Genomic DNA, 21,863 nt, shown 5'->3' with positions numbered 1-21,863 from the left:
CTTGGCAATTCCCAGTTCGTAGCGAAACTCAACGCCCGTAGATACGGTCGACGACCTTGGCGACCTCGACGGCCTTCTCGATGGTCGGATCGTAGCTGCCGTCCTCGGCCAATTGCTCGGCCCAGGCGCTCGCGGCGCGGCCGCCCCAGGCGTCGGGTGGCTCACACAGCACCTCGGTGGAGGTGCCATCGTATCGCTCGGCGACGAAGTCGTAGAACGACCCGTCGACATTTCGCAGCTTTGCGCCGCCTTCGGTGCCGTAGAACGCCGCCTCGATGACGCAGTCGCGCCCGGCGGAGAGCCGCCACGAGCACGACAAGTCGACGACCGAGTCGCCCAGGTTGACGCAGGCGGTGGCGTAGTCCTCAACCTGCGGGCTCTGCGGGTCGAGGGGCTTCCCATCGGCCATGCAGCAGCCCTGCACGCCGGTGACCTCCGGCCAGTCGAGCGCCCACATCGCCAGGTCGACCAGGTGAATGCCCAGGTCGATGAGGCAACCTCCGCCGGCACGCTCGACGTCGTAGAACCAGTCCTTGTCGGGCCCGTAGGCGTTGTGAAAGACGAGGTCGACGGCGTAGATGTCGCCCAGCTCGCCGCTTTCGATGAGCGGCGCGATCTGCTGCATCGCCTCGGTGTGGCGGTACGAAAAGTCGACGCCCAACAGCCGGTCGACCTCCTTGGCGGCCGAGACGACCCGGTGGGTCTCCTCGGCATTGCGGGCGAGCGGCTTTTGGCAGAAGACGGCTTTGTCGGCGTTGAGCGCCCGGATCGCCTGCTCGGCGTGCATGGCACTGGGCGTGGCGATCATCACCGCGTCCAGGTCCATGCCGAGCATCCAATCGAGCGAACCGGCGACCTCGGCGTTCGGCGCGGCCTCCAGGGCCTCGTCGATCGCCTCTTTGTTCGGGTCGCACACGGCAACGACCTCGGCCGCGCCGCTGTCGATGACCCGCTCCATGCGGTGGCGCCCGATCCAGCCGACGCCCAGGCATCCGATCCTTGGTTTCTTATTCTGGGGTTTCTCGTTCGACGTGGAGTTTTGGTCAGGCATTGCGCACCTCCCGGGTGTTGATGAGCGCTTTCATGAACCCGTCGGGGCGCTCCTTGGCGGCCTGCAGCGCCTCGTTCATCTCGTCGAGGGCGAACTCGTGGGTAAAGAGCGGCGTCGGGTCGAGACGGCCGTTCTGGACGGCGTCGACGGCGTCGCGCATCCCCTGCACGTACATCTTCTGGTCACGCTCGTGGGCGTTGACCACGTCGAGGCCGCGCCAGTTCCACATCTGCATGTCCACCTGGCGGGCGCCGTCCTGGTGGTAGCCGGCGATGACGAGCCGGCCGCGCACGCGGGTGAGCTCGGCGGCCAAATCGAGCGGCCACTGCTTGCCGACACACTCGATGACCCGGTCGCACAGGTCGCCCTCGGTCAGCTTCTCGACCTCGTCGATGATCCCCTGGTGGTCTTCCATCGGGATGGTCTTCCAGGCGCCGAAGCGCTCGCCGAAGTCCCGCGAGATCTCACGCCGGCTGATTGCGATGACCCGCGCTCCAGCGTCGGAGGCGAGCGCACACATCAGCGAGCCCAAGAATCCGACGCCGATGATGGCCACGGTCTGCCCCTCCTCGATGTCGGAGCGCCGAAAGATATTCATCGCGCATCCGAGCGGCTCGCCGGGAAACGGCACCCCGTCGAGCTCCTCGGGCAGCTTCACGCACGCCGAGGCGTCGGCCAAATCATAGGTTGCATAAGCGTTGTAGGTGAGCGCGGCGACGCGGTCGCCGGGCTCGAAGTCGGTCACCGACTCGCCCACGGCCTCGACCACACCCCAGCCCTCGTGGCCGGGCTGGCCGGGCTCGAACGGGTAGTCGAACCACTCCCGGCCCTCGAAGGGCGGGATATTGGACGCACAAACCCCGCAGCCCTCCAACTCCAACAGGACTTGGTTGGGACCAGGCTCGGGTTTTGGCTTCTCTTCGAGACGAAAATGGCCGGGCTCGGCGAGCACGGCCACCTTCATAGTGTCGTTCGTCGGCATAAGGTTCGCTCCCGCATCTTCTTCTTGTTGTCGTTGCGGGGTTGAACCTTGGGGCGAGGCAGGTGGTGTCAAGGAAAGGCTATAGGCGCGGCCAGCACCTCGTCGGGAATCCCCCAGGCGTTGACCAGCGGCAAGGCTTGCTCGCGGGCCTGCTCGCACAGCTCGTTCAGCAGGTCGCGGATGGCGCGCGACTTGGGCGGCTCGATGTAGCCGTTCTCGAGGAACCAGCCGATGTCGCGGTAGATATACTCGAGGGCGTAGAGGTCGCGAAGCAGCGACAGGGCGTCGTGCAGCGGGCCGTCTTCGAGGGTGTCGATCTGGTCGGCGAAGCTCTCCATGACCATGCGCTCGGCGGTCGCTTTCGACAGCGACAACAGGTGGTCTTGGACTTCGTTGAACGCGGTGAACGCGTCTTTGCCCGCGTCGAGCCGCGCCTTGAGTCGGCGCGCGACCGAGCCGAGCAGGTCCTTCTCGCGCACCCGAAAGATCTGACGCTGGAACTTCGAGCTTCGAAGGTGGGCCTTGTCGGTGTCCCGGGTGACCAACGGGTTTCGCTTCTGGACCACCGAGCTCGCCTGCTTGGCCAGATAACGCGCCAGCGTAAAGGGCGTGGCGTCTTGGAATTGCTGCTTGTACTCACTCAGGTGATTGCGGGCGACGAGCATCATCAGCACGGTGTTGTCGCCCTCGAAGGTTGCGAAGATATCGACGTCCTTGCGGATGGGCGCGATGCGATTCTCGCTCAGGTATCCCATGCCGCCGCAGCACTCGCGCGCCTCTTGCACCGCTTCGATGGCGTTCCACGTGCTGAAGACTTTGAGCGCGGCGGCCATCGCCTCGACCTCACGGGTGTCTTCCTGGTCGCGCGTCTCGATATACAGCTCGCGCAGTCCGTCGATGGCAAAGTGCAGCCCGTAGGCGGTGGCGATGCGCGGCATCAGCCGGCGCTTGTGGGTGCGGTAGTTGAGGATCGGCTTTTCGGGCTCGCCGGCCGGGCCGAATTGTCGCCGCCTCGCGCCGTAGCGCGTGGCGATGGCGAGCGCGGACTTCGTCGCCGTCAGCGCCGCGGCGCCCACGCTGATGCGCCCGGCGACGAGCGTGCCGAGCATCGTAAAGAAGCGCTTGGTGGCGCTCGGAATCGGGCTGTCGTACTCGCCCTCCGCCGAGACGCTGGCGTAGCGGTCGAGCAGGTTTTCACGCGGCACGCGCACCTTATCGAACCAGATACGCCCGTTGTCGACCCCGTTGAGGCCCATCTTGTGGCCGCAGTCCTCGATGCGCACGCCCTCGAGCGTGTTGCCGTCGTCGTCGCGCACGGGCACCAAGAAGGCGTGCACCCCGTAGGAATCCTCGCCGATTTCGAGCTGGGCGAAGACGGTCATCATCTTGGCGTGCACCGCCGCGTTTCCGATCCACTCCTTGCGAGCGTACTCGTCGGGTGTGTGAATGACGAACTCGCCTGTGTCGGCGTCGTAGGTCGCCGTGGTGCGCAGGTCGCGCACGTTCGAGCCGTGGCCGAGCTCGGTCATCGCAAAGCCGCCGGGAAGCTCCAAGCTGCCGACCTTCTCGAGGTACGCCTCGTGATGGCGCTCCGTGCCCAAAAACAAGATGCTCCCGCCGAATAGCCCAAACTGCACGCCGAACTTGACGACGAGGCTCAGGTCGAACATCCCCAGCGCCTCGAAGGTCGCCATGAACCGGCCCATCTGCGGGCCCACGCCCTCTTCGCCCCCCGGCTTCATCTCGCCCATGCCGTGCTCGGCGAGCACCTGGAGCCACTCGAAGACCTGCTGGCGGTATTCGTCTTTGGGAAGCTCGTAGGCGTAGTCGAACCCACCGGAGGTGAGCACCTCGCGGACCTTCTGCCAGGTATCGCGCCAGTTGCCGTCGAGCAGCCGGGTCATCTGCTCGACGTCGAAGCGCGCCGGCGCCTCGTGAAAGCGCTCCTTCGCGCGTCGGTCGAGACCGTGCAGCAGCGCGTGCGTGGCGTCCTCACCGACCACGCCCAGCCCCTTTTCGAGGTCGAGCAAGGCCTTGTGGACGTGCTCGTTCATCCACTCGGGCTCTTCGCCGGGACCATCGAGCTTGGCGATACGCACCCCGAGGTCGGCCAGCGACAGGCGCTGCTCGGCAGCAAGCTCGTCGGCAGCCTCGTTGATGGCCCTGCACAGCCGCGTGAGCTGGGTCGCCGAGGGCGGGTCCTCCGGGTCGAGCCACGCGCGCAGCACCGTCTTGGCCGACTCGTCGAGCCAATCTTGCTCGGCGGCCTGTTGGCGAATGCGTCGCACCTCGTCGGAGGTCAAATCGCCGTCGGCCCAGGCGACGTAGACCATCGGCGCAATGGGGAGGAGCTGCTCGTGGTCGATGAGGGCACGGGCTTCGGGCTTGCTGACAGGGGTTTCCATCGGCGTCGTCCGTTTGTGAGGGTTGTTAAGTTTGTGTGCCATTGCAATTAGCAGCGGAGTTGCGTTGGTGCAAGCATTGCCGATTCGTGGCAATGCCGCCAACAATACGATGCACAGTATACTGGCCACGTCACACTTTGCTTGACGCCCTTCGGTGCGCACACCTATTACAGCGGGTCGCGCACCGCGTTTCTCAATCTCAGGACGATTTATGAGCTGGCAAAAAGCACTGGAAGCCGTCGAATCGCAACTCGCCGAGCTACGCGAGCAGAGTGATCTGGCCGATCGGACCATCGCCGAGGCGATTCGCAGCACCGCCTGGCGTCAGGACGTCACCTCGCCGCTGTCGGGGCACGAAGACCTGATGTTCCGGCTGGCCTGGTGGCTGTTCGTGCGCGCTCCGGCGCTCGACGTGCGCTACTTTCTGATCGGCCCGATGAGCCTCGACCTGGTCGTCGGCGAGGATCGCTCGCTCGACGAGCTCGTCGAGGAGATTCGCGGCCTCGAGCAGAACAACGAGCTCGGCGAGGACAACGCGCACGACATCAGCGTCGACTTCCTCGACGAGCACCTGAGCACCTTCGAGAAGCACGCCAAGCTCGTCGACCGCGTCCACGAGTTGGGTCGCCGCGAGCTCGAAAAGCCGCTGTCGGAGTCGGTGGCCACCATCCTCGCCAACGAGGAGCAGTTCCGAAAGCTGTACGCCGAGATCACCGACAAATTCGTCGAGGAGTTCGACGAACTCGCGCGCTCGGGGGCCTTCGAAGAGGTGATGCACAGCGCTGGCCACGACCACGACCACGCCCACGACAAAGAATACGAGGAGCTCGACAGCCCCGAAGACTACGTCGCGCGCGCTGAAAAACGCTTCGCCGAGGGCGACCTTCACGGGGCGATGGCCGACTGCAACGCCGCGCTCGAGCTCGACCCGGACATGGTCGACGCCTACCTGCAGCGCGGCGTGGCGCGCGGGGCTCACGAAGATATCCAGGATGCCATCGTCGACTTCACCGAGGCCCTGCAGCGCGAGCCCGACCACGTCGCCGCGCTCATCAACCGCGGGCTGGCCTACTACGGCACCGAGCAATTCGAGCAGGCGCTCGAAGACTTCGACCGCGCCGCCGAGGCCGACGACGAGGCCCCCGAGGTCTTCGCCAACCGCGGCATCGTGCGCGTGGCCCTCGACGACCTCGAAGGCGCCGAGGAAGACTTCGACCGCGCCATCCAGCTCGACCCTGACTCGGTCATCGCCTACTCGAACCGCGCCATGGTCCACCGCGCCCGCGGCGACGTTCGCGAGGCTATCCTCGACTACGAAAAGGCGATCGACATCGACGAGAACTACGCCGAGGCGTGGTCGGCGCTCGGCTTTATCTTCCTGTCCGCCGAGTATTACGACGAGGCCATCAATCACCTGTCGCGCGCCATCGAGCTGCAGCCGTACGCCGGCGAGCACTACTACAACCGCGGCAACGCCTACGCCGGCCTCGAGAACTACGAGAAGGCCAAGGACGACTACTCCAAGGCCATCGAGCTCGACGAGGAGGACCTCGAATCCCACCTCAACCGCGGCCTGGCGCGCCTGAAGCTCCAGGACTTCCGCGGCGCCATCGACGACTGGAACCGCGCCATCGAGATCGACCCGTACAACCCGATGCCGTATGCCAAGCGCGCCGGCGTCTGGAATATCCTCGACCAGCACGCCGAGGCCGCCCACGACCTGCACCGTGCGCTCGAGCTCGCCCCGGACGATTGGGAGTACAGCGATTTCGCCCAGGAGATGCTCTCGGACATCATCGAGCAGATGGGCTTTGACCCGACGAAGAAGGATTGAGCGGGCCGCTCTTGCGGAGCCGGGGCTCGCCCCGAGCGGAGCCCTCGCCGGTGCAGCCCCTCTTGCGGAGCCGGGGCTTGCCCCGAGCGGAGCCCTCGCCGGTGCAGCCCCTCTTGCGGAGCCGGGGCTTGCCCCGAGCGGAGCCCTCGCCGGTGCAGCCCCTCTTGCGGAGCCGGGGCTTGCCCCGAGCGGAGCCCTCGCCGGTGCAGCCCCAAGGCTTGCCTTGGGGGTTTGATCCCCAACGACCACATGTGTTGGTTTTCAGAATGTGACGTGTTGCCGATTCGTGACAATCGCGATTGTAAGAAGTTCAGAAATCGCACGGTTAACCCCGCGGCAAGCCGCGGGGCTGCACGGGCGCCCCAAACAGCGGGGCGAGCTCCGCAGGGGCCAAGGCCCCGCTCCGCAACGGCGTCACTCCAACTCCACAGCCTTCGTCTTCGGAAAGGCGACCTTCTTCTTCTTCATCTTTCCCTTGATCACCGCGAACACTTCGTGTTTGCCGTCGGACAACTGCACGCGCACTTCGGGGCCCTTGCCCATCATCTTGCCGTTGACGAACACGGGCACGCCCTCGGGGGCGGTGACCACCAGGCAGCGACACTGCTCGGAGAGCCCGTCGAGCGAACCCAGGGCGACGTCGCTGCGGATGGCGAAGTTGACGCTATTCGAGTCGGTGATGCCGGCGGTGACCACCCCGACCACGCGGCCCTTGCGGTCGAAGACCGGGCCGCCGGAGGCGCCGGGGTTGAGCGGGATCTGGGTCTGGAAGATCGGCCGCGACTTGTCGGAGGGGTAGATATTGGAGACCATCCCCTTGGTGAAGGTCCACACGCCGCCCACGCCGTGGCCCACCGAGCCGACCCAGCTCCCCACGCGCAGGTCGTCGAAGCCGGTGAGCGACAACGCCTTCGACGACTTCACCGGCACTTTGACCAGCGCCAGGTCGGTCTCGCCTTTGGCGCGCTCGACGACCTTGGCGGTCAGCTTGCGGCCGTCTTGGAGGACGACCTTGACCTCTTTGGCCTCGCCGACCACGTGCTTGTTGGTCAGCGCCAGCCCCTGGGCGTCGACGAAGAAGCCCGAGCCGATGGAGTTGCCTTGGCTGATGAAGATCACCGACGGGGCGACCTTCTCGAACAACTTCTGTTGGTAGGTCTCGACCGCGGCGAGCGGGTCCTCGTCTGCGGCGCCGTCCTGGGCGTAGGCCGTGGAGGCGCAGAGCGTGAGCGCGAGGGCAGTGAGCAGACGAATCGACTTAGAATTCAACGCGCAGAACACCTGCAGCTCCTCCGGGGGCAGCCCCGAAACCGAAATTGTATTTGATCGAGTTGCGCGACGCCTGCGGCATCGGCGAGTAGTCCTTCGACAGGCCGAGCTCCTCTTTGAGCTTCTGGTTGTGCTTGTCAGCGAGCTCGCGCGCCTCGCTCGGCTCGATGGGGTGGAGTTTGTCGGGCATGACGACATAGCCGCCGATCGCCAAGAGCGTCGAGCCGACGGTGACGAGCAGAGGCGTGGTCGTGTCGGCATCTGCGTCGTAGTTGCTGCTGATCCCCTCCACGAGCAACCACGAGCCGCCGACGGTAGCACCGACAATGCCCACGGTGGTCATCGCGATGCCCCAGCCCATCTTGCTGCTATTGGACGAATACTCCGCGGCCAGGTCCGGCCGGCCGACTTCACGGTAGAACTCCTCGGGTCCGAGCAGCTTTCGGTACTTGCCCTGATAGGCGTTCGACCAGCTCGACACGACCGCACCGTATTGGTTGACGCCGATCATGTCCTGGAACCAGATAAACTGCTTGGCATACTGCTCGCGCGCCTCTTCGTCGGCCTCGGCCTCCGACTCGACCGTCTCACCGACCGCCTCGGCGGCATTTCGCGACACGCCCAGCCCGCCGCCCTCGGCCTCTTTGGCCTCCACCGGCTCGCCGTAGGTGCCGCTCAAGGCCCACACGGCCTCGCCGGCCTTGTCGCGCACAGTCACCACGGCGGTGTCGGGGTTACCCTCGCCGCCCGGAAAGACGCGCACGATTACGACCTGGTCGACCGGAAGCCCCTGGGCCTTGGCCACAACCTTGTCGTCGTCGAGCCCGGCGACTTCGCCCAACGCGGCGTCGTCCATCACCAGCGCAGCCTCTCCGTCGCGCAGCGCAACGGCCAGCGCCGCAGCGGCCTCCTCGGTCGACTCGTCGGCCTCGCCGGCGGCGACGACCACGTACTTCAACCCGTCGTCGTCGACGTGCGAGTTGACCCGGCTGGGCAGAAAGGTGGCTTCCCAGCCCTGGACGACGTCGCCCATGACCGCCTTATCTGTGTTGGAATCGGGTTTGTTGGAATCGGGCTCGGCTTGTTGAGCGAAGGCCGAGCTGGCCACGGAAACGCACAGCAGGAGTGCGCAGAGCGTGCAGAAGCGACGTAACAGCATGAGATCACCGCGAGAAACGGGGGCGTTAATTCTGGGGACGCCCCCGATCTAGCAGTAAAGCAGGCTCACCTCAATCGATGAAGCAGCCGTACCACAGCTCGAAGGCGTAGTTGGAGGTCAGGTTGCGGTCCACGGTGTCGACGGAGGGGGCGCTCTCGTCTCCTCTCAAGACCTTTTTGTGGGCGATATACGTCTTCTCCTCGTCGTTCCAGACGACGCTGAAAACCCGCAACTTCTTCGCCCCGTCAGCCTCGGCGCTAAAGAGCATGCGGCCCTGCTCGTCGTACTCCCAGACTTCTTGGACGGGGGGGTTGCCTGCGGCGGTGTAGACCCCCGAGACCGGTCCGTGGGGGCCGTAGTCGATTGTGCGGACACTTCGGCCATTGCGGTCTTCTTCGGTCTCTTTCAACAGGCGGCCCCGAGCGTCGTACTTCCAGGTCTGGACATGGTCCCACCCCTCCTCGTCCGGAGTGTCCTTTTGGGCCTGGTAGATGAGGCGGCCTTCGTCGTCATATTTCATCTCTTGGACCGACTTACGCATCCCCTTGAGCTGCCGTCGGGTGATATTGCCGCGACCGTCTGACTGCCCAATTCGATACAGATCTTTGTTCCCACCCGATCGGATATCGTACTCTTTGAAGGAAGTGCCGTTCCATTCCCGGATGGACCTGGGCTTGTACTCGCCGGCGTTCGCGTCGAGTACGTCGCGTCGAACGAATTGTCCGAGCGGCCCATGCAGCCGTCGACTCCCTTTATCGATCTGCCCGTCGCCATCGGTGTCGCGCACCTCGTAGCGCACGTTGCCGTCGTAAAAAGTGCGGCTACACGGAGTGGGCGGCTCTTCGTTCGACCCGGGCCGTACCCGTTTCGTGCGAAGCTCCGAGACCGCGACATTCTTCTCATCGGCCCAGTCGGGCGTGTTGTCGTAGTCGTAGATCTCATATTCCGGCGCGATGCCGTTGGGGAAGGTAAAGGAGGCGAGCCGCTTGCCTTCGGCGCTCCAGCAGGTCATCCGTCTGCCCATCGGCCCATCGACGCCGCACGATTTCGACGCCTCGAACAACTCACCTTTGACGGCATCGGCCCCAAGCTTTCCAGGCTGATCGAGCGCTCCCACCAATTGCTGGCAGGCTTTCTCGCGGACCTCGCTGACATCAATGGCATCGGGCAACTTCTCGAACGGCTTGCAGTTGATCTCGCCGACTGCCCCTTCCGGCAGCGGTCGCGTGTCGACGGCCTCGATCACCTCGGTATAAGACCACTCGACGGCAGGTTTCGCAGGCTGCTCCGCTGCGGCTTCGGCTCCCTCGGCTTGCTGTGCCGAGACGGCTTGTTGGTCCGGCCTCCCGTCTATGTCTCCCGGCCGAAGCGGCTCCCCTTCGAGCGGCACCCCGCTGCAGGCTCCTATGCCGAGGACCAGAAGACTCCAACCGATTCCACGTACCAGCACTCGTGCGTCCATCTCGCACCTCTTTTACAGGCGATAAATTGTATCTAAGAACGAGGAGGGCAACGTACTACGGCGATTGGAACTGGCGTATGGTTCATTTGCATACAAGCGGCACGCGCCCCCCTGCGGAGCCGAGGCTTGCCCCGAGCGGAGCCAGCGCCAGTGCAGCCCCATGGCTCGCCATGGGGTAAACCGTGCGCTCCCTGAACTCGTTACAATCGCGAGTGCCGCGAGTCGGCAACACGTGACATCTCGTGAACCGACACATGTGGTTGTTGAGGCTCCCTCCCCCAAGGCAAGCCTTGGGGCTGCACCGGCGAGTGCTCCGCAGGGGCCAAGGCCCCGCTCCGCAAAACCGGGCAAGTGATCCGCAGGGGCCAAGGCCCCGCTCCGCAAAACCGGGCGAGTGATCCGCAGGGGCAAAGGCTCCGCTCCGCGAAGACCGGCGACCATGGTCAATCGACTGCCACAAGCTCGTGGGCGTGCACCTGGATGCGCTCGTTGCGACAGATGGCCGAGCGGTCGGCACACTTTGCCTGAATCAGATGCGCGTCTTCGTCGCGCTTGAAGCGGTCGAAGGCGGCGAGCGCCTCTTCGACCCAGTCGGCGGGCGCGTCGAGGGCCTGCAGGGCGAGCATTTGGCTGCGCAACAGGTCGGGATCGCGCGGCTCGAGGGTCAGTCCGCTGCGGGCGGCGAGGATCGAGGCGGCCGCGCGGCTCAGGCTGCCCTGCCCCTGGGCGAGCTTGCGCCAGACGCGGTCGTCGTCGACGCGCTGGGCGGCCTTGTCGAACTCCTCGACGGCCTTGTCGAAGCGCCACACCCGCGCGTAGGCCTTGCCGCGGCCGAAGAAGATCGCTGGGTGCTCGCCCACGAGTTTTTCGGCGGCGTCGAACAGGTCGATCGCCTTTTGGTGGCTTCCCTGCCGGGCGAAGACTTGCGCCTTGCCCACGAGCGCCATGGCGCGGTGGTGGTCGTCGCCGTGTTCACCGATAGAGGACAAGGCGCGGTCGAAACTGTCGTGGGCCTCGTAGAGGCGCTCGGACAAGGTCGACTGCAGGGCCAGGCCGCGCTCGAACCAGCGCTTCCAGGCGGGCTTCTCGGGCAGGTCGAAGCCGTCTTTGCGCACGGTCGCCCGTGCTGTCTCCATGTCGAAGATGGGCTGCTCGACGCACGGGTCGGGGGCGCGGCCGAGTTGGATTTTGGTCGCGGCCAAGAATTGCTGGCCGCGCTCGCTCGACGCCGCCTTGCAGCTCGCCTGGGCGAAAGCCTTAGTCAGGCGGCGGTGGCGGAGTTTCACGTGGATCTCCAGCGGGAAGGCGTCGGCCTCCAGCGATTCGGGGAGCGCGAAGGTGTAGCGCACGAGCGCGGCGTCGCGCGGGGTGATCGTGTGGTTGTAGACGGGGGTGCGAAAGTGGGCGACGGCGTGGATCTCTTCGTCTTTGCCCTCTTCGTCGAGCAGAAGCACGCGCAGCCTGTGGGCGGTGGGGTCGTCGCCCGTCTCGGCGTGGTCGACGCCGGCGTGGGCCAGCGGCGAGCCGTCGGCGCGCGTCATGCGTACCTCGAGCCAGGTGTCGCGCAGGTCTTTGACCCCGCCCGGGAAGTTGTGGCCGGTGCCGGTGTTGCGCACGACGACGTCGAACCAGAGGCGCTCGCCGGCGTCGATGGAGAAGTCGTCCGGCGTCGAGGGGAGGTCCTCGTCGCCCTTGCCGACCGCGGCGATGTCGAGGGTCGCGGCGTTTTCGAGCAGGCGTTTGTTCGCCTCGAGCTGGGCCTCGGAGCCGAGCATCTTCGCGAAGGTCGTGTGCCCGCCCGGGAAGCGGTGCGACGCCTCGCCCCCGTCGGTGCGGGGCATATGACAGTCGGTGCAGTCGGCCGCCTCGACCGCCTCGTCGAGGCGGGTGGTCGGGTTCTGGGCGTAGCCCGAGCGTCGCCACGGCTTGTGCTCGTCGATGCCCTGGATGAAGACGTCGTGGCCGGTGGCCTGGGTCAAAAACCCGCGGTGGCACGAGGCGCACAGCTCGTCGTCTTCGACCGGGTAGGTGACCACGCGTTTGATATGCTTCTCGATGCTGTCGGGGTCGTCGTTTTTGGGGATGGGGATGGGCGCCGAAGTCAGTTCGTAGCTCGCGTTGCCGTCGTAGGTCGCCTTTTTGACCCCGTGACAGACCCCGCAGGTCACGCCCAGATGCGCGCGCGGCTCTTTGGGGCTGACGGGTTTGGTGATGCTGTCGTCGAACAAGAGCGTCGGGTCGTGACAGCCGGCGCAAAAGCGGACCTTTTCGGGCTGGTCTTCACTCTGAAAATCATCGAAGGCCGTGCGGTACAGCGGGTTATTGAACGAGGCGAAGGCGTGCATGCTGTCGCGCCACTGGGCGACGATGTCGGCGTGGCATTCGGCGCACTTGTCGACCTCGGTGAGCGCGGCCATATGCGGGGTGTCTTCGACCAGGCGGGCGAGCGAGGGGCTGAAGCGGCTGCCCTCGTCGGGGAGCATCGGCCCGTCGACGCCCTCGGGCAAGGCAGGCTTCGCTTTGACCTTCGACGGTTGTGAGTCGCCCGCCGACTTTTTGCCGGCGTCCGACTCGCATCCCCCGACGAACAGCGCGCTGCCCGCCGCCACCAAGAAGGCGGCGGCGAGCAGGCGGCTAAGGCTGGTGTAGGACTGCTTCATGGGTACTCAGTCGCGTCTGCGTCGAATCACGGCCAGGCCGAAGAGGCCGAGCACCACGGCGAAGCCGGCCGGAATCGCGCCGTGGACACCGCGCACGGTGCAGGCGGCGTCGCTGCGCTCGCGCGGCGCCGGGGTGACGCCGAGCTCGGGGATGGCGTCGATGACCAACTCTTCGAGCTGCGAGTCGTCGAGCGAGCCCGGCGTCTGCTCTTGGCCGCCCTCGGTGTTCGGGCTCGGGTTGGTGCTGATGGACGGACCGCCCTCTTCGCCGGGAGGTCCTCCCCAGCGGCCGAACGTCGGGTCCTGGCACATCACCGGTCCGGTCCAGTGGTGTCGGATGATGTAGCGGCCCTGGAAGTTGTTGACGGTGCCCGGCTCGGAGCCCGTCTCCAGGTTGCCGCTCGCGTCGTAGCGCTCACGGCCGCCGACGATCGGCGGGGCCTCGCGGAAGACGAGGTCGGCGCCGATATCAGTCTTCTCGTAGCGCGCGTGCAGCCGGGTGATCGTCCAGTTCCAAGTCGGCTGGCCGGGGAGCACGTCGGCGCCCAGCGTCAGGTAGTCGCCGGCGTCGAGCGTCGGCCCGGGGCACGGGTCGCAGGTCGACGCGTCCCAGGAGTACTCGGTGACCACGGCGTTCGGGTTCTGGTTGACGGTCTCTTGGAAGAGGCGTCGATAAAAGGTCGCGAAGTCGTGGCGCACGTCGTCGACCACCTCGATATTGGTCGGGATGATCACGTTATCATAGTTGGCGACCTCGTAGCGCTGGTTCTGGCCCAGCGTGTAGACGATGAGGTCCTGGCGGCCGCCCGAGTTGATGAGGCCGAGGCGAATCGGGATCTTGAACTCGGGGGTGTCGTAGTGGAAGCGAAGCGGCGACAACACCGCCTGGCCGTTCTCGAAGGTGACCTCGTTGGGGTCGACCTTGGCGACGAAGAACTTCGAGCCGTTCTGGACGTACGGGTCGAGAAACGGCGCGGCGTTCTGCGGGATATTGTACTGGTTGTCGTTGAGCCAGGTCTCCAGACCGGTCGACTCGGTGGCGCTCAGGATGACGACCTCGTACTCGCCGACTTTGAACTCGGCTTCGACGGTCACACCGCCGGTGTCGACGTCGTCGCGGGTCCCGCCGCCGCCCGCCGTCGGCGAGTCCTCGTACATGGGCGGGGACGCACAGGGGTCTTGCTCCCAATACTCGACCAGCCGCGGAGCGGTGAGCCGGTCCATCTTGTCGAACAAGTCCTGGGGCAGCGTCTTGACGTCGGTCTCCTGCAACACCACCGGCACGGGCACGACCATGGCGAAGTCTTCGGTCGGCCCCTGGTAGTTGTTCTGGATCGACATGACGGTGCGGTTGCCCTCACGCATCATCGCCGCCTGGGTGGCGTTGGCGAAGAGGTCGGCGCTGCCGCCTCCCACATAGAACCCGCAAAAGGCGTCGGCGCGCTGCGGCGCAGCCAGCCCGACCAGTCCCACGAGCAGCGCGGCCGCTGCCCATTTCGTCATCGTTCGTACATTCATCGTCTTGGCCCTCGAGAAGATGGTCCCACTATAAGCTTGCCTTGGGCTAATTCGCGAGCAAATTCCGCGCCACCACGACAAGAAGATGCTGATGGGGGCACGAGACGCCTTCTGACGGCGATCGCGCTCCGAGTGCGCGGCCGACTTCGAGCGTAGGTATCAGATTCCTGATGGTCGAGGTGTCGAGATCCTCAGATTCGTGTAGGGTGGAGTTATTGCTTTAGACAGACACACGAGACGAAGGCCCTGCAGGTGCGCCGCGCCTGCAAAGCCGACGTAGTCGCCTGCAAGGCCACCGTCTTCGCCCAAACGACGTCGCCCAAACGACGCCCCCATAACGTCAACAACATCGAGAACAAACGAGGGAAACATGGAGCGAACCGCAACGAGCGCCGACAGCGCCGCCCCCACCTTTTTGTCCGAAGCGCTCGCCGGGCTCACGAAGCCCCGAAAGACGCTGCCGTGCAAGTACTTCTACGACGCGCGCGGCTCGCAACTCTTCGAGGAGATCTGCGGCCTCGACGAGTACTATCCGACGCGCACCGAGCTGGGCATCATGGAGGAGCACGTCGACGGGATGGCCGACGCGGTCGGCCCCGACGTGCGCCTGGTGGAGCTGGGCGCGGGCAGCGGGCGCAAGACGCGCCTGCTTCTCGACGCGCTCGACGGCCCGGCGGCCTACCTACCCGTCGAGATCTCGCAGGCCGCGCTCGACGGGTGCGCCAGGCGGCTGCGCGAGGCCTTCCCGGACCTCGAGGTGCTCTCGGTCTGCGCCGACTACACCCGGCGGGTCGACCTCCCTCGCCCTCAAACGGCCTACGAAGGCACCGCTGCCTACTTTCCCGGCTCGACCATCGGCAACTTCGAGCCCGACGAGGCGCGCACCTTCCTCAACCGCGTCGCCCGGCTGGTCGGCGAGGGCGGCGGCCTGCTCATCGGCGTCGACCTGCAAAAGGAGCGCGACGTCCTCGAAGATGCCTACAACGACGCACGCGGCGTGACCGCCGCCTTCAACCTCAACCTGCTCGAGCGCATCAACCGCGAACTCGACGGGGACTTCGACCTCGACGCCTTCCACCACCGCGCCCGCTGGAACCCCGACGAGGGCCGCATCGAGATGCACCTCGTCAGCCGACGCCCCCAACAAGTCAACTTGGCCGACGAGGCCATCGACTTCGACGAAGGCGAGTACATCACCACCGAGTACAGCTACAAATACACCGAGGAGAGCTTCGAGGCGCTCGCCCAGAGCGCCGGCTTCGAGGCGAAGCAAGTGTGGACGGACGATCGGGAGTGGTTTAGCGTGTGGTATCTGGAAGCTTAACATTTCACCACAGAGTACACGGAGACACGGGGAAAAGCATTATTTTGCCTCTCCCCGTGCCTCCGTGTACTCCGTGGTGATTCTTCTGTCGACACGATACGATGAGCAAAAGAGAGCAGAGTTTTTGGGGTTGGGGCTACGCCGACAAGTTTCCCGATGACGAAGGTCGGAAGAACCTCGGCTCGCAGGTGACCGCCATGCTCGGCTTCGACGAGGTCGAGCTTTTGGAGCCCCCGAGCCTCGACGACGTCGAGCTTCGCCCGCCGCGTGTCGAGCCGCCCGAGGCGCTCGCGGCCATCTGCTCGACCGACAAGCGCGAGCGCACCACGCACACCTATGGCAAGGCGTACCGCGACATCGTGCGCGGGTTTCGCGCCGACTTCGGCGAGCCGCCCGACTTCGTGGCCTACCCCACGAGCGCCGACGACGTGCGGCGTGTACTCGATTGGGCGAGCGACGAGGAGGTCGCGGTGGTGCCCTTTGGCGGCGGCACGAGCGTCGTCGGGGGCGTCGAGACCGACGTGACCAACGGCGCGAGCGGGAGCTTTCGCGGGGTCGTCTCCCTCGACATGCGCTGCATGGACCGGGTGCTCGAGGTCGACAAGACCTCGCGCGCCGCGCGCATCCAGGCCGGCGCGACCGGCCCGAGGCTCGCCGAGCAGCTCCACGAGCACGATCTGTCGTTTCGCCACTACCCGCAGTCCTACGAGTTCTCGACCTTCGGCGGCTGGATCGCCACGCGCGCCGGCGGCCACTACGCCACCCGCTACACCCATATCGACGACTTCATCGAGTCGGTGCAGATGATCGCGCCGGCGGGCGAGTTCCAGACGCGCCGCCTGCCCGCCTCGGGCGCCGGCCCGTCGCCCGACGCGCTCGCGCTCGGCTCGGAGGGAGCGCTGGGCGTAATCACCGAGGCGTGGACCCGCGTGCACCTGCGGCCCCGATTTCGAAGCAAGGCGAGCGTGCATTTCGCCGAGTTCGAGGATGCGGTGAGGGCTACGCGGGAGGTGGTTCAGTCGGGCCTTGCGCCGGCGAACTTGCGGCTGCTCGACAGCCGCGAGGCGATGCTCAACGGCGTGGTCTTCGACGGAAGCAACGTGCTCCTGGTCGCCTTCGAGTCGCCGCGGGTGCCCACCGAGCCCGACCTCGAGCGTGCGCTCGAGATTTGCCGCGAGTTCGACGGAAAGCTCGCCGGCGAGCCGGTCCATGTCGACGAGCACGACAAGTCGCCCGACTCGGAGGCCGGCGGCCGGTGGCGGAGCTCGTTCTTCGAGGGCCCCTACCTGCAAAACACGATGGTCAGCCTGGGCGTCATCGCCGACACCTTCGAGACCGCCTGCACCTGGGACCGCTTCGACACGCTCCACCGGCGCATCATCACGGACGTGCGCGACGCGATGAAGCGCGTGTGCGGCGCAGGCTTCATCTCGTGTCGGTTCACCCACGTCTACCCCGACGGCCCGGCGCCCTATTATACCTTTTTGGCGCCCGCCAAGGTCGGCTCGGAGCTCGAGCAGTGGGACGAGATCAAGAGCGCGGCCGCCGAGGCCATCGCCGATGTCGGCGCGACCATCACCCACCATCACGCCGTCGGGCGCACCCACAAGCCGTGGTACAAACGCGAAGTTCCCGAGCTATTTCAACGGGGTCTACAGCAAGTGAAGGAATCGTTCGACCCCAAGGGTGTGTTGAACCCGGGGGTTTTGCTCTGATCCTGTGAACCTGCACGTGCACGTTCGCGGATCAAATCGCCCCCATTTTGAATTCGATTTTGAATTCAGACCGCCTGACTGCGTCTGACTCACACAACCGACAGTTCCACACCCACGCAAAGAACTGCCACCGACCATGACTAAGCCGTTGAAGCACATTGTCTTGTTCGTAGCCTCGCTCGCCCTGGGCGCCACCGTCGTACTCGCCACGGGCATCTCGACCGCCAGCGCGCAGACTCAGGGCTGGTCGAAAGGAAAGAGTTCGTCGACGCCGAGCGTCTCGGACATGATCCCGAAGATGAGCAGCGACGAGGCATATACGGAGCGCTACACCTTCGCGGTCGACCTCGATGGAGGCGGCCATATCGGCGTGGACTGGACGGTGTCGAACCTGGGCTGGGGCGACGGCCAAGGCGGCGCGGCTGTGCGCGTGCGCCTTCCCGGCCACGACAAGTACAAGTTCAAAGAGAAGGCCGACGACGACGAGTGGAGCTACTCGAGCAAAAAGTTCGACATCGACATCGCCGACACTCGGGTGCGCGCTCGGGGCAAGAATACCTTCGTGGTGACCCACAAGGGCGACGACGTCAGCTTCAAGCTGCTGTTCAAGAACACGACCCCGATGTGGAAGCCCGGCTCGGGCGAGATCAAGGTCAAGGACGGCTACTACAAGTTCAACATGCTCGCCCCGCGCGCCAACGTCACCGGCGAGGTGACCATCGGTGGCAAAACGATCAAGGTCAAAGGCACCAAGAAGGGCTACGCCGACCACGTCGCCACCAATATCGCTCCGTTCGACTTCGCCAAGCGCTTCTCGCGGTTTCGCACCTACAACAACGACGTGTTCGTGATGTGGCGCGAGATCAAGCTGCACTCCGACTACGGCAGCCGCTCCTACACCTGGGCGGTGGTCGGCTACAAAGACAAGATCGTCTTCTCGGACCCCGACGCCACGATTCGCTTCGCGCGGATGCGCAAAGATCCCAAAGGGGGCTACAAGTTCCCGATGGCCATCCAGATCGACGGCAAGGACGGCAAAGACTCGATCAAGCTGGTCATGCGCGGCAAGAGCTTCAAGCGCATCGACCTGCTCGAGAACTACGGCGCCGCCGCCAAGATGGTCGCCTCGACGGTGAGCAACCCCTACCGCTACGACGTCAAATGCAAGTACACCCTGCAGATGACTATCCAGGGCGCCAAGGCGCAGGTGAGTGGGAACTCACATTTTGTGATGGATTACATCAATGAGTGAAGGGTTACTTGGGGTTACTTAGGGTTACTAAAGGTTACTTAGGGTTACTAAAGGTTACTTAGGGTTACTAAAGGTTACTTAGGGTTACTAAAGGTTACTTCGTTCCCCTTAGTCTCACTTAGTCACCCTTAGCCACCCTTAGTCGCACTTAGTTACCCTTAGTCGCACTTAGTTACCCTTAGTCGCACTTAGTACTACCTGATTAGCTTCGTGAAATGAGAATTGCGCCGACATTCAGGTCGACTCCGTGTTGGACCCCCGCTCTTTCTGGGAGGACGCCGATGGATACGACCACGCCTGCGCTTTCGGACTTTCGCGACTTCGATGCTTTCGTCGACTACGCCTTCGATGGCATCGGATACAAGACCACGCGAGATAACCTGGGTCTGTATGTCCAGTCGCGCCTGCTGACGATCGACCGCAAAAACAGCGAGGTCTCGGGCGCTCATCTGGCACCAGCGCCGCACAAGGCGGATGCCTATCGCCAGAAGCTGACCCGCTCGACGCTCAATGAGTGGCCTACCGAGGCGGTCACTGAGCGGCTCTGGGCGCTGGCCTACCAGATCATGCCCAATGCCAGTGCCTGGATTATCGACTCGTCGGGGATTCCCAAGAAGGGCGACAAAAGCGTGGGCGTGGCCCATCAGTACTGCGGCGAGCTTGGCAAACTGGCCAACTGTCAGGTCTTGGTCAGCGTGCATCTGTCGACCTCGACCTTGAGCCTGCCGCTGATCATGGACCTGTTTTTGCCCGAGGAGTGGGCTTTCGATCCAGACCGGCGAGCCGAAGTTGGTGTGCCTGAAGACATCGAGTTTCGCTCCAAGCCTCAAATGGCGGTCGACCAGATCGACCGCCTCCTCGATGCCGGCTGCGCCCAGAAGGTCGTGGTGGCTGATGCCGACTTTGGGGCCAATCAGGAGTTTCGAAAGAGCCTGCAGATGCGAGGCCTCGAGTACATGGGCGGCACACGAAAGAATGTGACGGTCATGCGGCCCAATAAGCTTCGTCACCACGACCAGGAGGCAATGTCCCTTTTTGAGGTGGCCAAAGCCTTGCCTGACAAAGCTTTTTGCACCATCACCTGGCGCGAGGGCACCAAGGGCGAGCTTAGCTCGCGCTTTGCCGCTCTTCGCGTCGTACCTGCTCAGGGTCGCCATTTCGGGAAAGAACTCGAAGAAGAGCAATGGCTTCTCATCGAGTGGCCCGAGGGCGAAAAGGAGCCGCGCCACTACTGGTTTTCGAACCTCTCGCAGCGTACCTCGATCAGACGACTTGTCCGTCTGGCCATGCTGCGCTGGAGAATCGAGCGTGACTACCAAGACCTGAAACAGGAGCTTGGCCTCAAGGACTACCAGGGCCGGATGTGGCGCGGGTTTCACCATCATTTGGTCCTGTGCATGGCCGCGATGTACTACCTGGCGCTTCACCGCCAGGTTTTTCCCCCTGAAGCGCGCGCCGTCGATTGGCCGCGTCAGGCGAAACCTTGAAGAGGCACTCATGGAGCGACTAGGCCATTGTATCCACTGTAGACGACCGTATGGCCCGCATGAATCACCGCCGCCGACTGAGTCAGCAGAGCTCCGACCGAGATCGAAGCTTCGTGATGTCGGACGGCGAGTGTTCATGCGGATTCGCGAGAAGGTAATCAGGTAGTATTAGTTACCCTTAGTCCCTCTTTATTTCGAAGACCCCATCCACGCTCAACTCCGCCTCGCGTGATTCGACCGTCGATACGCTCTTGTACTCGACGGTGAATTTCTCGGGCGTGTACTCGCAGACGCAGTAGCCACGCCGGTCCGGGTCGAAGTAGCCGATATTCTTCTGGTTGTTCATCACGCGCCGGATCAGGTCGGAGGGCATCCTGCTCTCGGACAATCCGTTCGACGAAATCGAGGTGGTGACACATTCGACGCCGACGACCTCCGAGTCGAAGTCATTGGCGTCGCGGTGCAGCGTGGCGAAGATGGCGGCGTGGATGTCGCCGGTGTGCACCACGACGTTGCGCACGCCCTCCTCTGCAAAGACCGACAACAAACGCTGGCGCTCGACCATGTAGCCGTCCCACTGGTCGGGGTTGAGCACGCCGCCGCCCAGGTTGAGCGAGGCGAAGACCGTCTGCTGGACGATGGCGTTCCAGGTCGTCTTCGACGCGCGCAGCCCGCCCTCGAGCCAGGCGCGCTGCTCGGCGCCGAGCATGGTGTTGGCTTCGTCCTTCTCTTCGCCGCAGGCGAGTCCGGCGTCGTCGTTGCACGGCTGGTCGGTGCGATATTGGCGGCCGTCGAGCACGTGGAAGTTGACCAGATCGCCAAACTGCAGGCGCCGATAGATCTGCATGTCGGCCGGCTCGTCGGGAGCCGGGATACGAAGCGGCATGTGCTCGTAGTAGGCCTGATAGGCCGCCGCTCTGAGCGCCTTGGCCTCGTCCACCGACACGCCTGGGATGTCCAGGTCGGCGTAGTTATTCTTCACCTCGTGGTCGTCCCACGTAAAGATCCACGGACACCGCGCATGCGCAGCCTGCAGGTCGGGGTCCGACTTGTAGAGGCCGTAGCGGTTGCGAAACCCGTCCAGGTCTTTCGGCCGCGGACCGTCGTGGTCGCGCACCGGCCCCTGCACGCCCGACTCGTAGATGTAGTCCCCCAGAAAGGCGACCAGATCGATTTCCTCGGCAGCCAAGTGTCGGTACGCGCTGTAGTAGCCGTGACGCCAGTTCTGGCAGGAGGCGGTCGCCAGACGCAGCCGCACGGGGGACTCGCCCGGCCGAGGAAAGGTGCGCGTGCGGCCGGTGGGGCTCGTCCACTGCGCGCCGACGCGAAACCGATAGTAGTACCAGGTGTCCGGCTCGAGGCCGTCGACATCGACGTGCACCGAATGGGCGAAGTCGGGGTCGGCCCAGGCCCAGCCGTAGGCCTCGATGCCGTAGAAGTCAGGCTGGCGCGACACCTCCCAGATGACAGGGACGGGCTCGTCGGGCATGCCGCCGCCGGCGATGGGCTCGGGGGCCAGCCGCGTCCACAGCACGACGCCCGTCGAAAGCGGGTCGCCCGAGGCGACGCCCAGGCTAAACGGGTTGGCGGCGAGCAGCGGTGCCGACGGCGCCTGCTCTTGCTCGAGCCCGCCGCACGCCGACGCAGCGAGCGTGGCTCCGATAAAACCCACAAACTCGCGGCGGCTCAACGTGAGGCTCGATCGGTCGTCGAGGCGTTCGGCTTCGGGCTTGTCGGTCATCGGG

At 64.8% G+C, this 21,863-nt stretch carries 14 protein-coding genes; 5 read left to right on the top strand and 9 right to left on the bottom strand.

Annotation, left to right across the window (positions count from 1 at the left end):
* Positions 1–28 precede the first annotated feature (28 nt).
* From FIV42_RS19520 to FIV42_RS19510, 3 genes are all read right to left on the bottom strand, one after another.
* On the bottom strand, positions 29–1,051 hold the full coding sequence (locus FIV42_RS19520; protein ID WP_141199315.1) for a Gfo/Idh/MocA family protein: 1,023 nt from the start codon (positions 1,049–1,051) through the stop codon (positions 29–31).
* Positions 1,044–2,033: an MDR/zinc-dependent alcohol dehydrogenase-like family protein gene (locus tag FIV42_RS19515; RefSeq protein WP_222615269.1), complete on the bottom strand. Its 990-nt coding sequence runs from the start codon at positions 2,031–2,033 to the stop codon at positions 1,044–1,046. The genes FIV42_RS19520 and FIV42_RS19515 overlap by 8 nt, the downstream gene beginning before the upstream one ends.
* A 68-nt stretch (positions 2,034–2,101) precedes the next feature.
* The gene (locus FIV42_RS19510; protein ID WP_141199314.1) at positions 2,102–4,438 is read right to left on the bottom strand and encodes an acyl-CoA dehydrogenase family protein; all 2,337 of its coding nucleotides are present in this window, start codon (positions 4,436–4,438) and stop codon (positions 2,102–2,104) included.
* A gap of 211 nt (positions 4,439–4,649) precedes the next feature.
* On the opposite strand from FIV42_RS19510, the gene FIV42_RS19505 reads away from it, so the two are divergent.
* A complete protein-coding gene (locus FIV42_RS19505; RefSeq protein WP_141199313.1) occupies positions 4,650–6,272 on the top strand; it encodes a tetratricopeptide repeat protein in 1,623 nt (540 codons plus the stop codon).
* A gap of 414 nt (positions 6,273–6,686) precedes the next feature.
* Here FIV42_RS19505 and FIV42_RS19500 read toward each other — a convergent pair whose 3' ends face one another.
* The 5 genes from FIV42_RS19500 to FIV42_RS19480 form a co-directional block, all read right to left on the bottom strand.
* A complete protein-coding gene (locus FIV42_RS19500; RefSeq protein ID WP_168210781.1) occupies positions 6,687–7,541 on the bottom strand; it encodes a S1C family serine protease in 855 nt (284 codons plus the stop codon).
* On the bottom strand, positions 7,531–8,700 hold the full coding sequence (locus tag FIV42_RS30255) for a hypothetical protein (protein WP_168210780.1): 1,170 nt from the start codon (positions 8,698–8,700) through the stop codon (positions 7,531–7,533). The genes FIV42_RS19500 and FIV42_RS30255 overlap by 11 nt, the downstream gene beginning before the upstream one ends.
* A gap of 70 nt (positions 8,701–8,770) precedes the next feature.
* Positions 8,771–10,162: an RHS repeat domain-containing protein gene (locus tag FIV42_RS19490; protein ID WP_141199311.1), complete on the bottom strand. Its 1,392-nt coding sequence runs from the start codon at positions 10,160–10,162 to the stop codon at positions 8,771–8,773.
* 443 nt (positions 10,163–10,605) lie between these two features.
* Positions 10,606–12,822: a multiheme c-type cytochrome gene (locus FIV42_RS19485; protein WP_141199310.1), complete on the bottom strand. Its 2,217-nt coding sequence runs from the start codon at positions 12,820–12,822 to the stop codon at positions 10,606–10,608.
* 6 nt (positions 12,823–12,828) lie between these two features.
* Complete coding sequence (locus FIV42_RS19480; RefSeq protein ID WP_141199309.1) at positions 12,829–14,340, bottom strand: DUF2330 domain-containing protein; 1,512 nt, start codon at positions 14,338–14,340, stop codon at positions 12,829–12,831.
* Positions 14,341–14,710: 370 nt separating this feature from the next.
* On the opposite strand from FIV42_RS19480, the gene egtD reads away from it, so the two are divergent.
* The 4 genes from egtD to FIV42_RS19460 all read left to right on the top strand — a co-directional run bounded on the left by egtD (position 14,711) and on the right by FIV42_RS19460 (position 20,118).
* Positions 14,711–15,664: an L-histidine N(alpha)-methyltransferase gene (gene egtD, locus FIV42_RS19475; RefSeq protein WP_141199308.1), complete on the top strand. Its 954-nt coding sequence runs from the start codon at positions 14,711–14,713 to the stop codon at positions 15,662–15,664.
* A gap of 101 nt (positions 15,665–15,765) precedes the next feature.
* Entirely contained in the window at positions 15,766–17,379 is a 1,614-nt protein-coding gene (locus FIV42_RS19470) for an FAD-binding oxidoreductase (RefSeq protein WP_141199307.1), read from the top strand.
* A 148-nt stretch (positions 17,380–17,527) separates the two neighbouring features.
* Positions 17,528–18,631, top strand: coding sequence for a carotenoid 1,2-hydratase (locus FIV42_RS19465; RefSeq protein ID WP_168210779.1), 1,104 nt, complete (start codon positions 17,528–17,530; stop codon positions 18,629–18,631).
* A gap of 281 nt (positions 18,632–18,912) precedes the next feature.
* Entirely contained in the window at positions 18,913–20,118 is a 1,206-nt protein-coding gene (locus tag FIV42_RS19460; RefSeq protein ID WP_168210778.1) for an IS701 family transposase, read from the top strand.
* A 178-nt stretch (positions 20,119–20,296) separates the two neighbouring features.
* Here the strand turns inward: FIV42_RS19460 and FIV42_RS19455 are convergent, their stop codons facing one another.
* On the bottom strand, positions 20,297–21,859 hold the full coding sequence (locus FIV42_RS19455; protein ID WP_141199304.1) for an alkaline phosphatase D family protein: 1,563 nt from the start codon (positions 21,857–21,859) through the stop codon (positions 20,297–20,299).
* Positions 21,860–21,863: the final 4 nt, after the last annotated feature.

The sequence above is a fragment of the Persicimonas caeni genome, assembly GCF_006517175.1.
GTDB lineage: Bacteria > Myxococcota_A > Bradymonadia > Bradymonadales > Bradymonadaceae > Persicimonas > Persicimonas caeni.
Note: the sequence above shows the minus strand (reverse complement) of the source record. Positions and strands in the feature narration are given on the sequence as shown.